Origin of the sequence: Ruminococcus sp. OA3 (genome assembly GCF_022440845.1) — a bacterium.
GTDB lineage: Bacteria > Bacillota > Clostridia > Lachnospirales > Lachnospiraceae > Ruminococcus_G.
Genome location: NZ_JAKNTO010000001.1, coordinates 935,154 through 956,427, shown reverse-complemented (window position 1 = coordinate 956,427; position 21,274 = coordinate 935,154). Strand labels below are relative to the sequence as shown.

Below are 21,274 nucleotides of genomic sequence, written 5' to 3'. Positions count from 1 at the left end.
TGCCATTACAACTCACCTGCACTTTCATCAAAATCGCCGCCTCCGCCTGTCTGAGATTCATAAACCTCACGGTAGATCTTATTTGACCGGAGCAGCTCTTCATGTGTTCCAAAACCACAGATCTTTCCATCGTTCATCACAATGATACGGTCAGCCTTTTCAACACTGGCGATCCGCTGTGCAATGATCAGTTTTGTCGTATCCGGAATCTCTTCTGCAAATGCCCTGCGTATTTTGGCATCCGTTGCGGTATCCACCGCGCTGGTGCTGTCATCCAGGATCAATATTTTTGGTTTCTTCAGCAGCGCTCTGGCAATGCAGAGACGCTGCTTCTGTCCGCCGGATACATTCGTACCGCCCTGTTCGATATACGTCTTGTATTTATCCGGCATTTTCTGGATAAACTCATCTGCACACGCAAGGACGCAGGCTCTTTTGCACATCTCCTCATCGGCATCTTTATCGCCCCAGCGAAGATTATCCAAAATGGTTCCGGAAAACAGGACATTTTTCTGCAGCACTACGGATACCTCATTTCTAAGGGTTTCCATATCATAACTTCTGACATCTTTACCGCCCACCAGCACCTGACCGGAAGTCACATCATAAAGTCGGCTGATCAGATTGACAAGGCTGGTTTTTGCGCTTCCCGTACCTCCGATGATCCCTACCGTCTCACCTGAAGCAATGAAAAGATTAATGTCCTTCAGCACGGCATCCCCACTGCCCTCCCGGTAAGCAAAATCCACATTTTTAAATTCAATACTGCCATCAGGTATCTCATAATCGGGATCTTCGGGGTTGACAAGGCTGCTTTTTTCGTTCAGCACCTCTGCGATACGCCTCGCACTGGCAAGACTCATCGAAATCATGACAAACACCATGGAAAGCATCATAAGGCTCATCAGTATATTCATACAGTAGGCGAGAAGACTCATGAGCTCTCCTGTCGTCAGTGTCGTCCCCACGATCATTTTGGCCCCTATCCAGCTGAGCAGCAGGATACATCCGTACACGGTAAACTGCATCAGGGGAGGCGTCACCATCAGCCTGTTCTCTGCTTTCATAAACAGATCATATATATGCCTGCTGGCCCTTTTAAATTTAACAGTCTCCTCTTCTTCCCTGACATACGCCTTAACCACACGAATGGCGGATACGTTTTCCTGTACCGAGGCATTCATATCATCATATTTCGGGAATGCCTGCTGGTAGTATCTGGATGCACTGCTCATAATGAAGAACAGGCAGATTCCAAGCAGGATGACGGCTCCGAGATAGATACTTGCCAGCTTCACATTGATGGTAAATGCCATCACCATCGCACAGATCAGGCTCGCCGGTGCACGCGTACACATCCGCAGGACCATCTGATAGGAGTTCTGCATATTTGTCACATCAGTCGTCATCCTTGTCACCAGTCCCGCTGTGCTGAATCTGTCAATATTGGCAAATGAGAATGACTGAATATTTGTAAACATGGCCTCCCGCAGATTGCGCGCGAACCCGGCTGACGCCCGTGCCCCATATCTGCCGCCAAGCACTCCGGCGATCAGACCCCCGGCCGCTGCAAGGACCATATAGCCTCCCACCACATAAATATGACGGATATTTCCGGCATTTACGCCTTCGTCGATAATAGAAGCCATTAAAAGCGGGATCACCGTCTCCATGATAACTTCCAGAATCATAAATACAGGCGTCAGTATCGATGCCTTTTTGAATTCTTTGATTTGTGCTCCCAATGTTCTAAGCATGATGAATACTCTTCTCCTTCACAGAATTGCATTAATAATCACATAAACTAAGTTGTCTGTCAATAAAAGAATCAACGTTTCTTTCCCCTGTTGTATCCCTCTCTCATTTATGCCGCCAGACAATAATGGGGATTTTGAATCAGGTTTCCGCCAGTTGTTATTCACAATTAAATTTTCCGCATTTGCATGGCAGTATAAACATATCCTATTTTACCATAATTCATTTTTAATTCCCAGTCTGTATCTTTACCCACACTTCTGCAAACCAGAAAAAACGCTGAAAACGGAAACCCATTTTCAGCGGCGAATTTTTTTCAGCAGCACGGCGGCCACAAAACACAGTACCCCGATCAGTACAATTGTCCCTCCCGGTTTCAGGCCTGTATAATAGGAAAGCGTCAGACCAACAACTGTAGAAAAAAGTGCAAAGCCAACGGCCCACATCAGTACTGACCGGTAACTTTTCCCCACCTGCATACCACACGCCACGGGCACGACCAGCATCGAAGAGACGATCAGCGTTCCTACTGTTCTGGATGCGATGGAAATCGTAAGCGCTGTCAGAACAGTGAAGATAAAGTTCACTGTCTTGACAGGGACCCCGGAGATTCTCGCTGCATTTTCATCAAACCCAATGTAAAACAATTCCTTGTACAGCAGTAACACAGCTGCCAGTACGACAGCGCTTACGAGGCAGACCATTGCCATCTCTCCTGTGCTGATGGATACTATGCTGCCGAACAGAAAACTGTTGAAATTAGCGGTGTTTTTCACAAAACCCGATAATACCCCTGCCATGCCGATACCTGCAGACATGACAATCGCGATCGCCATTTCTGAGTAACGCGGCAGTTTTTTCCGGATCGCCTCTATGCTCAGCGCTGCGATGATACACAGTACGCCTGCTCCCAATACCGGATTGATGCCCAGCAGAAGCCCCGCCGCAACACCCGCAAGAGATGAATGCGACAGCGCATCACCGATCATGGACATTCGTTTTAAGACGATCGTAATTCCGATGCAGGGTGTAATGACAGCGAGAAGAATGCCCACGATAAATGCCCGCTGCATAAATCCATACTCAAGCATACTCATCGTTCCACCACCTGTCCTTCCTCCATATGATAAATCCGGCTGATGCCGGCGCACTCCTTCACAGAAGCATGTGTCACCATCAGAATGGTTACACCTTCCTCCCGGTTTAATTTCTCCAGTTTTCGATACAATTCTCTTACAGACGCCGCATCGACACCTGTTGTCGGCTCATCCAGCACCAGAAGCTCAGGATTTGCAGCCAGAGCCCTCGCCAGCATGACACGCTGCTGCTGTCCTCCGGACAGCTCTCCTATCCTGCTTTTGCTGTATTCTTCCATACCTGCCCATCGCAGTGCATTTGTCGCCTGCTGTCTCTGCTTTTTCCCGGGCAGCCGAAACCTTCCGATCTGAGAATACAGGTTGGTAAGTACGATCTCCTCCACAGTTGCGGGAAAAAATGGGTTTAAAGAAATACTGTTCTGCGGAACGTATCCGATCTTATCCGCATGGAACACCTTTTTCGTATCGCTGCCAAACAGGTAGATTTTCCCCTGCTGGGGGTTCAGTTCTCCCAGCAGAAGTTTTAAAAAAGTACTCTTACCCGTCCCGTTCTCCCCCAGCAGTACCGCATAATCTCCCCGCGCTACCTGAAGAGTAACCCCATGCAGTACCATCTCATCTCCGTAGGCAAATGAGAGGTCGCTGATATCAATCACATTCATCTTGTTCCTTCTTTCCTATCTCAATGCATTTTGCAGCACTTCGAGATTATTTCTCATAACGGACATATAGTCTTCCCCCGCCTCCAGCTGCTCTTCGCTGAGTCCCTCCAGCGGATTTAAAACCTGCGTTTTAGCTCCAATCTCGCGGGCGATCGTGTCGGCCACTTTAGGACTTACCAGCTCTTCAAAAAACACTGTGCGTACGCGGTTTTCCTTTGCGAACCGCACAATCTCCTCCATTCTCGCCGGATCCGGTTCCGAATCCGGTGAGAGACCTTCGATTCCGATCTGATTCAGGCTGTAGGCATTGCAGAGATAACCGAATGCCTCATGAGCCACGATCACGTTCCGGTCTGTCACCTGAGACAATCCCTCCGTAAATTCCCGGTCCAGTTCGTCAAGCCCCGCAGCGTACGTCTCATACCGTTTTTTATAGTAATCTGCATTTTCGGGATCTGCTGCTGTAAACGCATCCAGAATATTACTCATCTCGGCTTTGGCATTCATGGGGTCCAGCCATACGTGAGGATCGCACATGTCTTTTTCAACGTCCGAATGTGAATGATCACTTTCCAGCAGGGTGATGCCCGACGATGCTTCCACCTGAATAAGCTCCGCATTTTCAAGCGCCTGCGCCACATCCTCCACCCAGTGTTCCATTCCCGCACCGTTATAGACAAATATTTCTGCCTGTTCGAGGCCTGCGATATCAGCGGGAGCAGGTTCCCAGTCGTGCGGCTCGGTCCCCGCCGGGACCAGATTAACCACTCTTGCCTTCTCTCCTCCTATCTTAACGGCAAAATCATACATCGGATAGAAACTCGTCACGACTGCGAGCTTCCCTTCCTGTTTCGCCTGTCTGATCTCATCAGCACTGTTCTGACATCCTGTCAGGCACAGAATGAGAGTGGCAACAGTCAAAACCGACATTCTTATTTTATTCATTATAACTCCTTGTCTTTCTCACTGCATGTTTTACAATAACCGAAGATTTCTATTTTATGTCCCGTAATACTGAATCCTTCCTCATTCAGCCGGATAAGATTCTGTTCAAATGGGCATTTGGATATCAGAATACGCCTGTGGCAGCTCAGGCAAATAGCATAATGCTCATGTTCCCCGTGATTCCACTGGTAATAAGCAACGTCTCCACCTATCAGAAATGTTTTCATCACAAGACTCCGTTCCTCCAGCGCAGCCATAATTCTATATACGGTAGAGAGCGCGTGCCCTTCCTGCTGTGAGTACTGTTCCATTTTTTTATAAATCTGTACCGCGCTCAGCGGCATATCGGCCTCCATCAGGATCCGGCATACCTCTTCCCTCTGCTTCGTCTTTCGAAAACCATTGGACCATATCAGCTGTTCATTATCTTTGTGATTTTTTCCGCACATGAGAATTCCTTTCAGCAAAATGCACATGCTAATCATTTGCATCTATACTATATAAAATTATAACCCTTCTGTCAATATCTATACCGGCAGAGGGGTTTGCAAATCAAGGAATACCGATTATAATGAAAGATATTTTTCATAATATCCGGAGGAAACTGTAATGAAAACTTATCACAGACTAGAAAATGGCAGACAAAAAGATATGATTTACAGGAAGGCCCATCAGATCTTCAGCAAAAAAGTATCATATTACAGCCGCATCATGGGTGTGACTTGCAACCGCATTACGGTCAGAGAGCAAAAAACAAGATGGGGAAGCTGCAGCTCCAAACACAATCTTAATTTCAACTGGCGCCTTTTGCTCGCACCGGAAGAGATCATGGATTACGTTATCGTTCATGAACTTGCCCATCTCAGGGAAATGAACCATTCAGCAAAGTTTTATGCCGTTATCGAGTCCATTTTACCCGATTACAAAAACCGGCAGAACTGGCTGAAAGAGAACGGATATCGTCTGTTTTTAATGGAGCCGGACAGCATCTTCTCTCCGGCAGACCACTCCTCCATACCAGCACAGCCGCCGTCAGGAGTGGAATGAGACAGACCCAGGATGCTCTGATTCCCAGGCTGATACCCGTCAGATATCCTGCCCCGGCCCCGGCATGAAAGGCGAGCAGCACAGCGCCGTAAAATTTTGTCTTTCCCAGATGTGACCGGTCCTTGTCATACAGATATTCCACTATGGATTCTGTAAACTGGCGCAGATTGTTCGTGGAAAACACACAGGAGCTCTGATATCCTTCCGCCCCCTGAAACGCATTCCACTGAACCGCCGTCATAAAGAACAGCGGATACAGTGCCACAAAGTGGTTGATATTTTCCGGAAGAAAACCGATTCCGAGAGCACATACTGCATCCACCCCCAGACTAAACCATTTAATGTTTATCCCCTTATGCCTGACAACGGCAGCACAGATCAGACCAGCCATATAGATCACCAGCCCGAGTATGCGCAGCAGCACTTCACGAAAGTTACTTCCAATCATACCGGTGACAATTCCAATCATATTGGCAGTCTGTGCCGATCCAAAAAGATCACAGTGGTTCATAAGCGCATAAATTCCCACAAATCCCCCGATAAAAGTCATGATAAACTGTGCCCATTTTTCCAGTTTCTGATTCATAACCCTGTTCATGCTCCCTTCCATTTGCTTTTTATTTATTATAATCATGGAATTAAATATTGTAAATTCGGTATTTTATCCATATAATATAAATAAAATTTATATTATAGGAGGTACAAGATGAACTATCAGGATATCCAGGTATTTTTGACGATCACATCCTGCGAATCACTGTCCAAAGCAGCGGAGCAGCTCTACACCTCACAGCCCGCACTGAGCCACCGTCTGTCCCGTCTGGAGGAGGAACTCGGCACAACTCTTATCATCCGGCGCAAAGGGGTCCGCAGCACCACGCTGACGGAAGCGGGGAGACGTTTTATTCCTGTAGCTCAGAAATGGATGCAGCTGTGGCAGGAAACCCAGAACATCAGCAGCTTGGATCCGCTGACAACGTTTCGTCTCTCGAATGTAGACAGCCTTAATGTCTGCTTCATGCCCCAGGTATGCGCAAATTTCCTGGACAGACATGCCTCCTGCAGCCTCGACGTCGTCACCCTCCGCTCCAACGCTGCCTACCGTGCAGTTGAAAATCATGAGGTAGACCTCGCGTTCATCGCAAACCCTCACTTTTTCCGCAAAGTACAGACTGTCCCGCTGTTTAAAGAACGCATGACATTCATCTGTTCAGACACAGCCCCCTACGGTGAATCACTCTCCCCATCGGATCTTCGCGCAGAAAATGAGATCTATATTCCCTGGAGCAATGCATTTCTCATGTGGCATGATTACTGGTTTGGCACCAACGCACGGGTAAGGGTATCGCTTGACAATATGTCACTGTTTGCACACCTTCTGCGGCTGAGAAACGCATGGGCGATCGTACCTTCCACGATCGCTCATGCATTGATGGAGAAAAACTGCTTTAAAACATTTCCTATTGAGGATATGCCGGAATCCAGAATGTGCTACGCCGTCATGGAAGACGGCCGGCAGACAAACGATCTCACAAATGCATTTATTCAGGAGCTTCTCGATATTGCCAGTGGATTTCCCGACGTTGAGATCACAAAACCGCATTAAAATCTGCCTGCACACACATGATTTTCTGTCACTTGATCCCACTTCTGCATATGATAACATGCAGGAAAGTATCAAACTGCCATCAGGAATACTGCCTGCGTAAAATGTCAGAAAAGCGAGGAAATAATATGCGTACTCAGGCATCGCCATTCCGGCGCAACGTTACATCAAATGACGGAACACGTATTGCAGTTTATGACTATAATCCGCGCTGTTCCAGAACGATTCTTCTTGTACACGGATGGCCGCTTTCCCATAAGATTTATGAATATCAGACAGAACGACTGGTCTGTATGGGCTACCGCGTTGTCACGCTGGATCTGCGTGGATTTGGAAATTCTGATACGCCGGTCTGCGGCTACTGTTACGATCAAATGGCGCGCGATATCTATCATGTCGTAAATGCTCTGGGACTTCAGCATTTTATCCTGACCGGCTTTTCCATGGGCGGAGCTGTCGTTCTAAGGTACATGCGTCTGTTTCGGGGTTACGGGGTCAAAAAACTGATTTTGCTGGCGGCCGCAGCACCGAGCTGGACCAGGCGTCCTGGTTTTCCCTACGGACTGACTCGATCTTATGTTGACCATCTGATCGAGCAGGCAATGACCGACCGGCCGCAGCTCGCCTATGATTTCAGCCACAATCAGCTGTTCGCCTCAGATCATTCTGCCCCCGTAAAAGACTGGTTTCAGAATATCGCAATGAGCGCCTCCGGTATCGGTACCGTCCAGTCAGCGATTGCGCTGCGTGACGAAGACGGCCGTGAAGATCTCCGGTATGTACATGTCCCGACCTGGATCATACACGGCGCAAAAGACACCGTAGTCTCCAGTGACCTTGTCCGGATTCAGCATGAAAGCATCCAGGGTTCAACACTGATCACCCTGCCGGACAGCGCGCACGGCATTATGTACGATGAACTTGAACTGTTTAACCACTTCTTTTTTGAAGCTATCCGTCAGTAAATAGTCCCCGTACAGAAATGCACCGCAAATGTCATACATTTGCGGTGCATCCCGGTATAAAAAACTCTATACAATTCTCTGGGTCCTATCCTGCGATCAGCTATTTGCTCCGGCTGTTATGCGTAGTATTTTGCAACAAATGCTTTTGTCACTTCAGCCGCTTTCCTGATATTCTCCTCGTGATTCATCGCGTAGTATTCCGGACGGAACTCTTCGATCGTACAAACGCCGTCAAATCCGATCTCATTCAGTGCAGCTGCGATAGACTCGTGATCCACAACACCCTCACCCGGCCACAGACGTTTGTCATCGCCGCAGGATCCGATCGGCAGGTCTTCACAGTCATTCAGATGGTATACGAAGATCTTCTTCGGATCAGCCTTTTTCAGCGCTTCCAGGCTGGATCCCATTTCATGGAAATGGAAGGTATCCAGCGTTACCCCTACATTGGGAAGTCCTGCTTCTTCCACCACATCGTATGCTGTCTGGAACTGATTGACCGAACATGTCGGCACACCGCAGAACTCCAGGGATACGCGGATGTCCGGACCCATTTTCTCAGCGATGTAACGCAGTCTCGCTGCTGCTTCTTTTTTGATATCATTTACGCTCTTGTCCAGTCCTACGTTGAAGGACGGAACAGCGATCAGCATCTTCATCCCGATTGCTTCACACACTTCCTTGATCCAGTCAAGGTGCCAGTCCATGGCCAGAGTCTGGAATGGATCCAGCTGGTTAAAGAATTCCAGTGTATTGTAAGCCCATGGTTTGATGTTATGGTTTTTAAACCACTCTCCCAGCTCTTCCAGTGTATGGCCTTCCTGAATATATTTTGCGATGCAGTCGTAGCGGATTTCAAAGTAATCAAATCCGTATTTTTCACACATCTCCAGGTCTGCCATCAGAGACTGTCCTTCGCATTTCAGTGCAGTTGCTTCATTAAATCCAATTTTCATCTTTTCATGTCCTTTCTAAGAAAAATAGTGCATGTGTTCGGGCACATCTATTTGTTGAGTACATTATACCATAATGTGTTCGGGCACACAATAGTTAATAGCCTCTAAATTTTGCTTGTTTTTTTGTGCATTTTTACGGCGGGCCTCAACTGTTGTTGTCCTAGATATTATATTTTGTTTTGATCACGATGTCTGTATAGTGGTATTCCTGCTTCGGCGGCTCACCGTTGAAGAGCAGTCGATAGAGAATCATAACGGGCTCATAACCCTGGCCTGCCGCCTCCTGCCCGATCAGCAGATTGAGAAACCCCTTATTCAGCAGTTCATAATTCTTCCCCATCAGGTCACTTGCAACCATGACAATATCCTGATCTCTGTGAGTTTTTTTCAGGCACTGGCAGACCCCAACCTCACCGTAGCATGTCATATATACTCCGCCAAGGTCAGGGTGTTCCCGAAGGATCTCCTCCATCAGTTTCTCCGCCTTCTCATCATTTTCTTCACAGTAGACAGTATCCAGCAGCTGAATCTTCGGAAACTGTTTTCTCATGACTTCACGAAAACCGCGCACACGGTTACTCAGTGATGTATTAGAGGCAAATCCAGAGATAACCGCAATTTTCCCGCCATTTTCTCTGAAAAACTCTCCCATCAGAGCTGCAGCCGTTTTCCCGCACATGACTGCGTTCTGACCCACAAAACAAATCCTGTCAGTTCCATCGATATCCGAATTAAATGTTACAATCGGTATTTTATATTCCCTGGAAAACAGATTGATCTGCTCCCTGATCCGCTCATCCTCAACCGGCATCATCGCGATGGCATTCACCTCCTGCCTGAGCATATCATCCATTGCCTTCAGAGTCTTTTCGGCACTGATTCCTGTAATTTTCTGCTGTATCACACTCCCCCCAAAATTTTCCACCTCGAGAGTGGCGGCTTCTACGCCTCTCAGTGCAGCCTTTATAAAGGGAGTATCCGCCGCCTGCGATATCACCCCGATCTTAATATTGTTTTTGCTCATTCCCAGCGCGCGGCCCAGAAGATTGGGCCGATATCCCAGTTCATCTGCGATCTGCCTTACCTTTTCCTCCACTTCTGGCCGCACCTTGCCGCGGTTGTTCAGTACCCGGTCTACTGTCCCTCTGGATACCCCTGCCTTTTCCGCAATCTGCCTGATCGTAATTCTCATCGCTACCGTTCCTTTACCTTTCTTTATGAAGGTATTATAGTTTTCTTTAGAAAAAAAAGCAACTAATTCATTCTAATGCCAGGCCTTTTTAAAATAAGCCTGCTCATCCCATTTCTTTTGTGTGCTGCATTGCCGAGAGGATTTCACTGTAGCGTCCTGTGATCTTTTCATAATTTTCCCGTAAATGCGGGTATAGACATTTACTGCAGTCCTTGTACCCGTTTGGCAGATAAGAAAAATCCCCTCCGCAGCGATCCCCCAGTACATACAAGGGGCAATAACAAAACAGGCAGTTGAAATTATCCCGATCCCCCTTGTTGTGGCAGGGGAAATACTCGCATTTCTCGTGTGAATAATAAGAATATTTTTTTGCCATTTTTTACTCCTCCTTTTGGCAAAAGAAAAAGCGCATCCCCCGAAGAGAACACGCATCCAAAATGGTAACGCTAAAACAGCCGTCCCATAGAAGCGTGCTTCCGGTTCCGGCAGAAGCACCGTTTTCTTCTCGCGTGTCTGACTTATCCTTATAAAAGGCTTCACAGTGACCGACTCGCCGGGATTTTCACCCAATTCCGCGTTCCATGGCAATGGATAGAAGAAAATCATTTTTTCAATTGTCCTTAGGTTTTTCATTATAGCACAGGTATGATTCAGGTGTACATAAAAAATTCTCAGTTTATAAGCTCTAAGATTTTCATCATCGGTGCGGCAGCACGATACCATGAACCCTTCTAATTGATCAGTATATTATAAGGCACCTCCTGGTCCCCCAGGACAAAGAACAGCCTGTAGGTTCCTGATTCCAAATCCTGTGGCACCGTAACTGTCAGTTCCTGTGTTCCATCCCCCGTCTGAATCGTATTTCCATTTGCCGTCCAGTACCCGGCATCCTCATAATCTTCACCGTTCTTCTTCTGTACACGGACATCGATCACAGCCGAATCCGCTCCGGTACCCAGAACGGCATATTCTGCAGTAAACAGAAGCGCCTGACCAGCCTGCGCCACCCGCTCTTTATTTTTCAGGGTGACTAAAAGACCGTAAGCAGGATTATCCGTCACCCGGCAGACCGCAGAGGAGATCCTGACAGCCCCGGGAATGTTTCCTGCATTCCATCCGCATGGAAACAGTTCTGCCTTAATGCTGTATTCACCAGTTTCCAGGCCGGCGGAATACTCCGTATTCATCGACACGGTATGTGCACCGCTGCCCTCAAGCGGAACATAAACTTTACCTCCGCTCGGGTAATACGTCTTATCCCCGTAAGTAAAAACTGTACCGACGGGAAATGCATTGCCGTTTTCCGGGGAGAGCACTGCCACAGCACCGTCCGTAAAACGTGTATCCGAATCAGGTGCGATTGTCAGTGTAACCGCATGTTCTCCCCTGGAGAGTCCGTCGCTGACAGACAGGGCGAGTTTTGCCCCGCTGTTGTTCACGGTAAAGTCAGCCCCCTTGGAATCCGCCCCGGTATTGTTGCGGAGCCGCAGACTGTAATCGCCGTTTGCCAATGTTTCTACAGCGCCAAAGTCCATGATTACGGTCAGCTGCGTTCCTTTTGCAATATTGCCTGCCGGACGGCTGCTGTTCCACATTTCTGTGAAATCATTCAGCCCGATTTTTGTCTCTGTCCCCGTCGTTTTATAACTATAAAAATCGTTAAGTCCAAGCAGGGTCAGGCTTGTTCCGGCAGGAAGCACTGCTTCCCCCCCACCCCTTCTAAGCTCCAGCCAAAGATCACCGGCTGTCGTTGCACTGCTCAGCGTAAACACAGCGGTGGCAGCACTCTTTTGAGAAATGTTCACCTCTCCCTGTGAAGTTTGGCCATTGTATTGTCTTCCTCTCATCGTACATACGTCGGATACCACCGATTCCTGCCAGTGTATATTCAGAGTGATCCTGGCGCTGCCGGTGCCGTCCTCAAATGTAAGTGTCACCTGATCAATATCAGGCTTCGCCTGAAAATCCGATACGTTGTTAAGTGTAAATTCTACAGGCGCCTGATACCGGCTGTCCGTATTTCCGATCGGAACTGCTGAACCGTAGCCTTCCAGATCGAACGGCTCCGTCATCAGCCCCGATGTTTTCCAGCCCTGAGACTTTACCGGCTGCATGGTCACAGAAAACTGATGACCTGTAAGTGCGCCCCCTGCAGGTGTAAGGCCGGTTCCAGTTTTTTCAACTCCGGTTAACCGCAGGCTGCGGCTCTCCCCGGAGGGAATGACCAGCCTGCCGGTATAACTCCCGGTCTGCGTTGCATAGAGATCCACCGTCTGATCCGCAAGTCTGCTTGCCTTCGTAACGATTTCCACATTCAGTGAAATTTTTGCTCCGTTTTCGTTCTGCAGCACGATAACAATTGTCCCCAGGCTTCTGCTGACTGTGATTCCATCGTTTTGATAAGTCAGATAAAACGATATCGAGGGTGCGCCATCACCCGTATCAGCCGTCACTGTCTGTCCGATGACAGTATTCGCACCCGTCACACTCGCAGATGCAGCAGAAATCACCTTGCCTCCAGTCTCCATGAATAACCCGAATGTGGTCTGAGGGTTTTCGGATATTTTCTGTTGTTCCCCCGCCAGATCGACCGTTTCGCCTCCTGATGGTTTGTTGCCCCCGGAAGTCTTCCATGATCCGCCCAGACCGTCTTTTGCAGCCTCCACCAGAGATAATCCCGTGTCCGTAGGGAGCGTGATGCTCTGGATGGTGTAAGAGCTGTTCCCTTCAGCCGGAGGCAGCTCGATGGCTCCTGCAGCCACGGAATAGCCGTCGCTTCCATATCCGCTTTCATCAGTCTTAAGTGTCTGGGCAGTCAACACCGAATAACGGTCGGCGGTGGCATCATTTCCCCTGATCTGCCAATAACGGTATTCCTCGCTGACATTGTGGTAAGCCAGCTCCTCCGTCCCTTCCGGCGCACAAAATCCCCCATCTGATGAGTTTATCGTATCTGTCTTTGCCCGCGCATAGGCATATGCATCCGCCCGGTCTTCCGCCATCATGTAAGCATAACCCCATACTGCCCCATAATGTATTTCCCCTTTTTCCAGATCTGTATAGGAAACCCTGAACACGATACCCGAGCCAAAAAGGACTGTATTCGGGACCGTACTGAGCTCCGTCAGAGTCACTTCATTGCCATCCTGGTCTACACTTTTCAGATTCGCTGTCTCGATGGCTGCTGAATCCAGGATCACCGTACTTCCGCTCTGGAGTACCAGACCATTTCCAAGATTCCCCAGAGTATCCAGATCTCCGTGGTCACCGATACGATTCAGTGAGTAGAGTGCCGTCTGATTGGAGTTTGCCACATCCGACTCACCCGCCAGCTGAATGTGGGCGTTTTTTAACAGTACGCGGTCCGCCCGCTGGATGGCACTCAGAATACGGGTGGCACCGCTGATGATGCCGTTTTCATCCTTTACAGGCTTTCCATAATTTTTCAGCGTGACCAGACGGGTAGATCCCGCATCGCAGGAGGCACCGCTTCCAAACACACCCCCTGAGATCGTCATGCCGATACCCTTTCCGCCTTCTGTATCGTACTCTGTCCCGTCAATATAGACATGAGAAGTCCCGGTTACCGTGATGGCAGAATAATCCACCGTGCTTCCGCCTCCATAATCTCCGCCCGCATAAACCGAACCGTCCACTGTCAGTTCAGAAAATGTAAGTTCCGGTTTCTCCTCCTGGTGAGCCATGTAATACGCACATTCGCCCAGAGCATCTCTGCCGATATGCAGATGCGTGGACCCATGAATGACTCCCTGATAACCGCCCCCAAAGACATTACCGCTCACCCAGCCCCCTGTCAGGTTGACAAATATCAGATCGTCCTGTTTATCTGTTTCCGGTCCGTCATTGCTCAGCTCACTGCCGCCGTAGACGTTGCCTCTCACCCAGCCTCCCGTCATATTCACCGTGGAGCCGCCGTAGACCAGCCGCTCACCCGGAATTCCAAGTGCGCCTCCATAGACTGAGCCGGTTACGGTTCCGCCGCTTAAAAAGATCGTTGTCTTTCCAAGTACCAGTCCGTTTTCTCCTCCTCCGTAGACATTGCCCTGCACACTTCCCGCGGACATTGTAACCGATGTAAATCCCTCCGTCTCCGCAGTCTGACCGCCCCCAAAGACACTGCCCTGTACTGTACCGCCCGCAACACGTACCTCGACCTGTGACTGCTCCGTTATCCTTGCACACTTCTCATATCCGCTCTCGCTGATGCCCTTTCCGCCGCCATAGATATTTCCTTTTACCGTGCTGTTCCCCTCCACGGTGACGGTAGCTTTTCCTTCCAGATAGGCGTTCGATTTGGTATCCGTGCTTTTATAGCCTTCCCCGCTGGCATAGATATTTCCAGTAAGCAGAGCATTGCCGCCAACCGTGATGTTGGCTTCTCCGGTCAGGCTTCCGAACTTTTCCGGAGGCATTTCAGGCTTATATGACGGGTATGCAGTATTGGTTCCAACACTCGCATCCCCGCCTTTCCCCGCAGCAAAAATATTGTCCACCTCACCGCCTGTCACTGAGATATTAACGGTGGAAGTGACATCTTCTGTGCTGACAACAAACGCTGCAGAACCAGCGCCATAGATATTCCCTACTTTTCCGCCTGTGACATTAATATCCAGCTGACCGCAATAGGTGGGGATGCTCACACTCCTTCCGGTTCCCGCACCCAGAAGATTTGCCACATAACCACCCGAAATGTTGATTCTGGTACTTCCTGTATACGATGATATACCATTGTTATATCCCTGATTACCTCCAGTCAGATTCTGAGCGACCGTTCCTCCTGTAATATCAATCGTCACATCTGCGTTTTTAATTTCCCCGCTGGCACTGCCCGCTATGATAGTACCTACGTAAGCTGTCCCACCTATTGTAATGTGCGCAGACAGACCGGCCACATCAATAGACGGGTTACTCCTCACATACCCGACGATTCTTGTGATGCTGCCGCTGTAAACTGCTATTTCACCCACTCCCGCTGCTGTCAGTGCATTTTGACCCGAACCATATAGATAAAACCCGGAAGTTGTATTGGATACCCCGTCGCCTATCGTAATGTCATAACCATTCCCATAAATATGGTTCAACAGCTGTACAGAAATCGATTCCAGGCGAAACGCTTCGTGCAGCCATAATGCATAGTCACTATTAGTTTCTACTCCAATCAGAATGCCGCCGGTAATTGTAACCGGAACCGGTCTTGACTTAAGAAACTCAGCTTCCTCTTTTCCCAGCTGATACGTCCCGATAATGATAATTTTGTTATTGTCTACCGTACCGCCATCAGCTGAAGTCAGCAGTTTTTCTGCTGCCCCGTCAACCGTCTTGACAGGATTCTCTTCCGTTCCGGCATTGCTGTCGTCTCCCTTCGTCTGATCCACATAGATCGCTTCGTTTTCACCGGTACCTGCCGCGGCTTTCTGATGCGGCGGAGCAGATGGACCCTCTTTCTGAATCTCCGGTTTTTCACCTGTCTCCATTGGTTCCGCATCCGGAAGCTGCTGTTCCTCCGTCTGTGCATCTTCCGGTGCCTGTTCTTCCCCCTGCACTTCTGCCGCGTCATAAAGCAGCTGATATCCCGCTGCCATTGCCGCGTCGAGAAATGTCCGGTTATTCCCGGAACAGATCACGCTGCCTGACTGCCCTGAAAAAAACAGAGAGGAAGGATCCCGTATCTCCTGCGGACTATCGGTTTCCGCCTCAGGTGCAAACAGGTTCCGGACTGCAGTAAAGCACGGGGCCTGATCTTTGCTGTCCCCCGAAAAAGCATAATCCCCAAATCCGGCAATGCTCTGCGGAAGCACCAGCTCACCGGACAGCTGTCCCAGCCCATAGAAAAGGTACGCACCAATATACGTTACCCCCTCTTCGATGACAAGCCTGACAATCTCTCCCGCGTGCTCCCGGAAAGGAACAGTATCCGGGCTGAAATCATTTGTTTCACCCTCACCCGATACAGTCAGCACCCCATCCTCCAGCACGGCAGTTACATTTTCACCCACCACAAAGGAAGCCGGCTCATATTCTTCGGCATACGCAACCAAAAATCCGGGATACACAGAGCCGAGTGCAAGGCAGAATGTCATCAACACTGCCAGTACACGGCGCCAGCTGCTTCCCGGTATATAGTTTTTCGACTGAATCTTTGTCCCCATGGCAACGCCTCCATTCAGTTCACCAATCATTTATTTCTTTCCGTTAAATCAATCGTATCAGAAAATGCAGTATCTCCCCGGGTCATGTCTTTTCCGGGATCGGATTTTAACAACACGAGAGAATATACACCCTTTCCCTGCAATTCGAACGTATAGTCACTGCCATTTGCCGTTACCCGATCATCCGTGGCATCCGGTATCACACCGCCTGGAAGGCTGAGTTTAATTCCTTTGGATGTATCGGTACCGGTCAACGTAACCGTGAGCACAGCCGCTGTGTTTCCCCCGCTGTCCGTCACTGTATACCGGTCTCCGGGTGCAGGAGTAAACGTGGCCGTCAATGTCTTTTCATAAGGTTTTGTTGTGGCGGCCGTCACCGTGACACGTTCCGCGTTTGTATCCGGTGTCACGGTGACCTGCACACTGTCTTTTACCCCTCCTGTTAACGTCCCTGACACAGGGGACGCAGTTCCGCCCGTCACGGAAACAGTATAGGAAAGTGGTTCTGCAGTAATTCTCCTGGCATCGGCATGATTGTATAAGATAACTGTAAACGTTTCTGTCTGCGGGTCGATCTCATAAACTGCGTTTTGTTCCTTTTCTTTAATCAGATCGCTGGTGAAGTAAAAATTCTGTGGCTCTGCCACTGCGCTCTGTTCCTGCCGGCGAATATACCGTGCAACAGTGGCACCCACCAGGGTCAGCAGAAGCACTGCCGCCAACGCCGCCAGTGCCGTGAACCTTCTCTTTTTCCTGTCGTTTTCCAAATGTCGTTGGTTCATTTCTGTGCCTCCTGTCCAATCAGATACTTTCCGGTTCCTGCTGCTTTGCATCCACCGTCAGTGTCACCAGATCAATCTCGCCGGCAAAACGTTCATCGGCATTTTCCACGGGCCATATCACCGTCAGCCTGTATTGATGCACCGTCTCTGCGGCGGGAAGAAATCCTCCGGTCCATACCTGTGAATCCCCCTCACTGCTGGCTGAAGCTTCTGCAAAACTTCCCTTTCCTTTATCCCCCGCGGAAGCCAGCTGATATATCAGCGGGAGATTACCGGTTGTGACAATAGTGATCGTGTAATCCTGTGCCACCTCACTGACATCCGCATTCTTTTTGTTGCTGACCTCAAATTGAATCTCTTTCGTTTCACCCGGCTTCAGCCCCCGCAGTGCCGACGACATATCAATCGTCGTATTCATTTCCATGGCAGCCGTCCTGGCAGTGCCCGTACCCGTGACGACTGACTGGTATCGGGCATAGGTGACACCGAGTAACACTGTACATGCCATGGCAAGATAGAGCAGATAGGCGATAATCCGCCCTTTTGTCAGATGTTTTCTCAATATCAGCCCACCTCCTCCGCATGAATCTTCAGTTGCAGCGTATATGTCCCCCCCTGATCACCGGCAGAAGTGTCCGCCTCATCTCTGCCTTCAAAGGGCCATTCCCAGTCCAGTCGGTAAACTGCACTGGTATTTCCAGCTATTTCAGCACCCAGTTTCAATTTCTCTTTGCTCTCCAGCGTACCGGAAGTGCCGCCCTTTATCTGTCCTGACGTCCGCAGGGTAAACTGAAGCGGCAGGTAAGGGCTGCCCGCCCGCCTGGAAATATCAAGCGTGACGTTCAGCTTTTTATCTCTGCTGTTTTCCAGCCGGAACAAATAATAGCCGCTGGAACCAGGGGCTATCGTCTGCTGCTTATTAGTTTCGCGATTATAAAACAGATTGATGACCCGCAGCTGTTCCCATGCGGTAAATGTTCCCGTTCGATTTTCCGCATATATAGTAAGCTCTCCCTGCTCCTCTTTGGTATCCTTATTTCCCTTGTCATCCTCCCCGCTGTCTGTCGCGCCGGGAGTGGGAATCACTGTCACTTCCGGCTGGGGTGTCTGCCGGGGAGTGGTGACTGTAGACTCTTCCCGCCCCCCTCCGGGTGTCTGACGGGGAGTCACAGCGGCCGGGGTCACGGAAACATCGGGCTGTTCCCGGCTCTCACTGCCAATAGGCCTGACGGTCTGATGTTTGATAATCACACCTGTATCTCCCGGTGTGTTAACTGTTCCGTCCGGCATCCGGATCTCACCGCCGGGGGCGATAACCGTCCCATCCGCCAAAGTTACGGTCCCGTCAGAAGCAACTTCAATTCCTCCCGCGGAAAACGACTGGTCGACCAGCACGGTGTCATCTTTCTGAACAATATAAGTAGGGTCTGCTGAGGAACCGCCCGGAAATACGATGGTTCCGTCCGGCAGATGTACATTACCGCAGGGAGTCACGACAACCCCGTCTTTGATTGAGGCGGTCCCCCCCGGTGTGATGACAATCCCGTCTCTTGTGGCATACGAAAACCTTTCGGCATCTATATACAGTTCACCGTCGTCCAGGTTGATATCAATTTCGAGAACACGCAGTTCGGCATTGACCGCAATCAGGTATTCACCGTTGTCCAGACGTTCAATGGATGCACCCTCCCCGGCGCTGTCACTGACAATCCTGATGCTGCGCTGTGCCGCCACCGTACTGTCTTTGTTCAATACGGAAAGGGTATGCTCTCCTGTGGTCACGTTTGGAAAGAGAAATCCTCCATTGGCAGCGGAAACTGTTCTCAGCGGATCACTGTGCAGCTCCAGTGTGTGCCCTGCTGCCGGCGAACCATCAGAATACATCACCCTGCCGGACAGGTGGAGAACTGTCTGCAAAGGCTCATCCTCCGGAGACAGCAGTACAGTATCTATGACCTGCCCAAGAGGCGCCTCGACCGTGTTTCGTCCCAGGATAAAACCCACGATACTGGAAGTAATAAATGTCAAAACGAGCAGAAGAAGAATCAGCGGCAGCAAACGCCGCCCGTTCTGTCTTTTATCGCTCTTTCTATAATCACTGCCTGGATGTTCCATGGCGTTTCCTCCTTCTCGGGAAGCTGGTATTTCAGCCTATGGCAAAAGGCGCGGTGTTCCACTCCCCTTTGCCGAGGGCTGAAAGCCCTCAAAGAGTCCGTCCCGGCACAGGGGGCGGCATAAATGGCTGGTCAGGTTGTTGGTGTTTCAGGTGTTGCCTGTTTTCCGGTTACAGTGATCTCCAGTGTCCAGTCCTCATTGGCAAATTCGTTGTCATTTGTATCCTTTGTATTATCCGCATCAAACGCCCATGACCAATAAACTTCAATGGTCTTTTTCATAGCGTCAGCAGTATCACTATATGGAATATTTCCACCATCAATTTTAAATTCAGCTAATTTTTGTCCTGCATTATCAGCTGTAATTTCCTCTGTAGAAAATACCATGTCGTCTGGAAGTGTTGTTCCAGCGGCAGCTGCAATCGCTACACTGTAATCAATCCCCACCTCACTTCCGGTACCGTCAATCGCAATATCAAATTTCCCAGTGGTTCCAGGGGCAATAACCTTATCTTTAATGTCCTCTGTTTGGTATGCTGTTCGGGTATCCCCTAAATCCAGCATAAAATTTTCTGTTCCATCTTTCCCGTTCGCCTTAAAGCTCCAGGCGGCAACCGCAGCCGTCGCGCTGCCGCTCACTTCTGTGACATACCGGGCCATCGTTCCGCCCAGCAGACAGGCGGTCACCAGGGTCAGTGTCAGTGCCATGGCACCGAAACGCGCTGCATAAGATCTTTTTTTCATAACTTATTCCTCTCTTTCTGTGCTTGTTAAGAACCCTCCGGCGTCAGTGGCTGAGCCTGCTCAGGGTTCCCGTGTGCCTGTGGCACTTGATATCCCAGGCACACTTTCGTACCCGGTTCTGTATGGCCCGCTGTCCCCCGGCTGTGCCCCGGAAGCCTGGGCCAATGCATACATAATAGACTGCTTTATGGTTCTTTGGTATCCGCCGTGCAGTCATTACCTTCTTTCCCGGACTTCAGGGCAGCCAGTTCTGCCTCCAGCTCAGCGGTCCGTGCAGACTCCTCCTTATCCATGCGGTGCCTGCGCCAGATGTCCCACAGGAAAAAGAGCAGCAGCGGACAGATGATAAAGAGAATCATACCGATGGTGGACTGCATAAAGAGAATAACATCACCCATTCCTCCGACGCGCCCGCCTTTCCAGACGCCCTGAACCTGCTGTTCGTCGACAGCCGCCTGGTCTACTGCATTGTTTGCATCTCCCTGTGTGATATATTGAATTTTCCCGTTCTCACCCGTGGTGATATCCACAATGCGGTGAGTGACCGCCTTGCCCGACAGCAGATAACAGATAACGTCATCCTTTTTCAGATCTTCTGCACCGATGTCATGAATAAAAATCAGATCGCCGGGCTTTATGTCCGGCTCCATTGAACCGGAAAGCACCACCGCAGGCTTTATCCCAAACACTCCAGGAAGTTCTCCCGGATTTATGTAACTGCTGATGATCAGCACAAGATTTATGATGATAATTGGAATGAAGATCACGCACAGAACGATACCTGCCACCGCGGCCGGCGTGATTTTTTTCTTTTTCTTCTCCATTGGATTTACCCCTGCCTTTCTTTTTTTCTGTGCACCCATTCTGAATTACATTGTATAAATTATAAAACCGGCCTTGCCATACAAAGCCGGTTTTACTAAATGCAACTGGCTGGCTTTCCTGCGGACCTCATCCGCAGGGGAAACCCCTGTAGCTTTGCGACACTGCCTCTCGACAGCTGTGCTCCTCATATAAATATATACAACTCTGAATATACCTCTCCAATATGGCAACGATAATGACAGTTCCTGCTCTTTTTACTAAATAACGTTTTGTTGACCTGATCCCTCAGGTAAATCACTCACCTTGCATCTGCATGATCTGCTGCACCTAATCAGGATATTATATTTCTCATTTTAGGATACTTCATCTCCTATTTATTATCAATGCAAATAGGTAATTTGGCATTGACACTTT

The 21,274-nt window shown here is 49.4% G+C and carries 17 protein-coding genes, 1 pseudogene and 1 riboswitch; of the genes and pseudogenes, 3 read left to right on the top strand and 15 right to left on the bottom strand.

Annotated elements, in window-relative coordinates; all coding sequences use genetic code 11:
- Positions 1-5: 5 nt before the first annotated feature.
- The 5 genes from MCG98_RS04425 to MCG98_RS04405 form a co-directional block, all read right to left on the bottom strand.
- Positions 6-1,757 carry an ABC transporter ATP-binding protein gene (locus tag MCG98_RS04425; RefSeq protein ID WP_240300617.1) on the bottom strand — a complete coding sequence of 584 codons (1,752 nt, stop codon included), beginning with the start codon at positions 1,755-1,757 and terminating at the stop codon, positions 6-8.
- A gap of 297 nt (positions 1,758-2,054) precedes the next feature.
- The gene (locus MCG98_RS04420) at positions 2,055-2,852 is read right to left on the bottom strand and encodes a metal ABC transporter permease (protein ID WP_240300616.1); all 798 of its coding nucleotides are present in this window, start codon (positions 2,850-2,852) and stop codon (positions 2,055-2,057) included.
- Positions 2,849-3,514 (bottom strand): metal ABC transporter ATP-binding protein, encoded by a 666-nt coding sequence (locus MCG98_RS04415; RefSeq protein ID WP_240300615.1) that lies wholly within the window; start codon positions 3,512-3,514, stop codon positions 2,849-2,851. Before MCG98_RS04415 ends, MCG98_RS04420 begins: the two co-directional genes overlap by 4 nt.
- 15 nt (positions 3,515-3,529) lie before the next feature.
- Positions 3,530-4,459 carry a metal ABC transporter substrate-binding protein gene (locus MCG98_RS04410; RefSeq protein ID WP_240300614.1) on the bottom strand — a complete coding sequence of 310 codons (930 nt, stop codon included), beginning with the start codon at positions 4,457-4,459 and terminating at the stop codon, positions 3,530-3,532.
- Positions 4,459-4,926, bottom strand: coding sequence for a Fur family transcriptional regulator (locus tag MCG98_RS04405; RefSeq protein ID WP_240300613.1), 468 nt, complete (start codon positions 4,924-4,926; stop codon positions 4,459-4,461). The genes MCG98_RS04410 and MCG98_RS04405 overlap by 1 nt, the downstream gene beginning before the upstream one ends.
- 142 nt (positions 4,927-5,068) lie before the next feature.
- Between MCG98_RS04405 and MCG98_RS04400 the strand changes: the two are divergent.
- A pseudogene (locus tag MCG98_RS04400) lies at positions 5,069-5,350 on the top strand (M48 family metallopeptidase); the annotation flags it as partial.
- Positions 5,351-5,357: 7 nt separating this feature from the next.
- On the opposite strand, the gene MCG98_RS04395 reads toward MCG98_RS04400, so the two are convergent.
- The gene (locus tag MCG98_RS04395) at positions 5,358-6,092 is read right to left on the bottom strand and encodes a YoaK family protein (RefSeq protein ID WP_345891620.1); all 735 of its coding nucleotides are present in this window, start codon (positions 6,090-6,092) and stop codon (positions 5,358-5,360) included.
- Between the two features lie 120 nt (positions 6,093-6,212).
- On the opposite strand from MCG98_RS04395, the gene MCG98_RS04390 reads away from it, so the two are divergent.
- Both MCG98_RS04390 and MCG98_RS04385 read left to right on the top strand, forming a co-directional pair.
- Complete coding sequence (locus tag MCG98_RS04390; RefSeq protein WP_240300612.1) at positions 6,213-7,112, top strand: LysR family transcriptional regulator; 900 nt, start codon at positions 6,213-6,215, stop codon at positions 7,110-7,112.
- A 128-nt stretch (positions 7,113-7,240) separates the two neighbouring features.
- Positions 7,241-8,077: an alpha/beta hydrolase gene (locus MCG98_RS04385; protein WP_240300611.1), complete on the top strand. Its 837-nt coding sequence runs from the start codon at positions 7,241-7,243 to the stop codon at positions 8,075-8,077.
- Positions 8,078-8,193: 116 nt separating this feature from the next.
- Here the strand turns inward: MCG98_RS04385 and MCG98_RS04380 are convergent, their stop codons facing one another.
- From MCG98_RS04380 to MCG98_RS04340, 9 genes are all read right to left on the bottom strand, one after another.
- Positions 8,194-9,033 carry a sugar phosphate isomerase/epimerase family protein gene (locus MCG98_RS04380; protein ID WP_240288946.1) on the bottom strand — a complete coding sequence of 280 codons (840 nt, stop codon included), beginning with the start codon at positions 9,031-9,033 and terminating at the stop codon, positions 8,194-8,196.
- Between the two features lie 160 nt (positions 9,034-9,193).
- Positions 9,194-10,225, bottom strand: coding sequence for a LacI family DNA-binding transcriptional regulator (locus tag MCG98_RS04375; protein WP_240288947.1), 1,032 nt, complete (start codon positions 10,223-10,225; stop codon positions 9,194-9,196).
- Positions 10,226-10,328: 103 nt separating this feature from the next.
- Positions 10,329-10,601: a cysteine-rich small domain-containing protein gene (locus MCG98_RS04370; protein ID WP_240288948.1), complete on the bottom strand. Its 273-nt coding sequence runs from the start codon at positions 10,599-10,601 to the stop codon at positions 10,329-10,331.
- 355 nt (positions 10,602-10,956) lie between these two features.
- A complete protein-coding gene (locus MCG98_RS04365) occupies positions 10,957-16,425 on the bottom strand; it encodes a leucine-rich repeat domain-containing protein (protein WP_240300610.1) in 5,469 nt (1,822 codons plus the stop codon).
- Positions 16,422-17,177 (bottom strand): hypothetical protein, encoded by a 756-nt coding sequence (locus MCG98_RS04360; RefSeq protein ID WP_240300609.1) that lies wholly within the window; start codon positions 17,175-17,177, stop codon positions 16,422-16,424. Before MCG98_RS04360 ends, MCG98_RS04365 begins: the two co-directional genes overlap by 4 nt.
- Positions 17,178-17,196: 19 nt before the next feature.
- Complete coding sequence (locus MCG98_RS04355) at positions 17,197-17,739, bottom strand: hypothetical protein (protein WP_240300608.1); 543 nt, start codon at positions 17,737-17,739, stop codon at positions 17,197-17,199.
- Between the two features lie 2 nt (positions 17,740-17,741).
- Positions 17,742-19,292 (bottom strand): carboxypeptidase-like regulatory domain-containing protein, encoded by a 1,551-nt coding sequence (locus tag MCG98_RS04350; RefSeq protein WP_240300607.1) that lies wholly within the window; start codon positions 19,290-19,292, stop codon positions 17,742-17,744.
- A 131-nt stretch (positions 19,293-19,423) separates the two neighbouring features.
- A complete protein-coding gene (locus tag MCG98_RS04345) occupies positions 19,424-20,035 on the bottom strand; it encodes a hypothetical protein (RefSeq protein WP_240300606.1) in 612 nt (203 codons plus the stop codon).
- Between the two features lie 185 nt (positions 20,036-20,220).
- Positions 20,221-20,859, bottom strand: a complete 639-nt coding sequence (locus MCG98_RS04340; protein WP_240300605.1) for a signal peptidase I — start codon at positions 20,857-20,859, stop codon at positions 20,221-20,223.
- A 97-nt stretch (positions 20,860-20,956) separates the two neighbouring features.
- Positions 20,957-21,052: riboswitch (cyclic di-GMP riboswitch) on the bottom strand.
- Positions 21,053-21,274 lie beyond the last annotated feature (222 nt).

Coding starts and splice junctions, on each gene's coding strand:
- MCG98_RS04425 (WP_240300617.1), bottom strand. CDS start 1,757: ATGCTTAGAACATTGGGAGCACAAATCAAAGAATTCAAAAAGGCATCG.
- MCG98_RS04420 (WP_240300616.1), bottom strand. CDS start 2,852: ATGAGTATGCTTGAGTATGGATTTATGCAGCGGGCATTTATCGTGGGC.
- MCG98_RS04415 (WP_240300615.1), bottom strand. CDS start 3,514: ATGAATGTGATTGATATCAGCGACCTCTCATTTGCCTACGGAGATGAG.
- MCG98_RS04410 (WP_240300614.1), bottom strand. CDS start 4,459: ATGAATAAAATAAGAATGTCGGTTTTGACTGTTGCCACTCTCATTCTG.
- MCG98_RS04395 (WP_345891620.1), bottom strand. CDS start 6,092: ATGAATCAGAAACTGGAAAAATGGGCACAGTTTATCATGACTTTTATC.
- MCG98_RS04390 (WP_240300612.1), top strand. CDS start 6,213: ATGAACTATCAGGATATCCAGGTATTTTTGACGATCACATCCTGCGAA.
- MCG98_RS04385 (WP_240300611.1), top strand. CDS start 7,241: ATGCGTACTCAGGCATCGCCATTCCGGCGCAACGTTACATCAAATGAC.
- MCG98_RS04380 (WP_240288946.1), bottom strand. CDS start 9,033: ATGAAAATTGGATTTAATGAAGCAACTGCACTGAAATGCGAAGGACAG.
- MCG98_RS04375 (WP_240288947.1), bottom strand. CDS start 10,225: ATGAGAATTACGATCAGGCAGATTGCGGAAAAGGCAGGGGTATCCAGA.
- MCG98_RS04370 (WP_240288948.1), bottom strand. CDS start 10,601: ATGGCAAAAAAATATTCTTATTATTCACACGAGAAATGCGAGTATTTC.
- MCG98_RS04365 (WP_240300610.1), bottom strand. CDS start 16,425: ATGATTGGTGAACTGAATGGAGGCGTTGCCATGGGGACAAAGATTCAG.
- MCG98_RS04360 (WP_240300609.1), bottom strand. CDS start 17,177: ATGAACCAACGACATTTGGAAAACGACAGGAAAAAGAGAAGGTTCACG.
- MCG98_RS04350 (WP_240300607.1), bottom strand. CDS start 19,292: ATGGAACATCCAGGCAGTGATTATAGAAAGAGCGATAAAAGACAGAAC.
- MCG98_RS04345 (WP_240300606.1), bottom strand. CDS start 20,035: ATGAAAAAAAGATCTTATGCAGCGCGTTTCGGTGCCATGGCACTGACA.
- MCG98_RS04340 (WP_240300605.1), bottom strand. CDS start 20,859: ATGGAGAAGAAAAAGAAAAAAATCACGCCGGCCGCGGTGGCAGGTATC.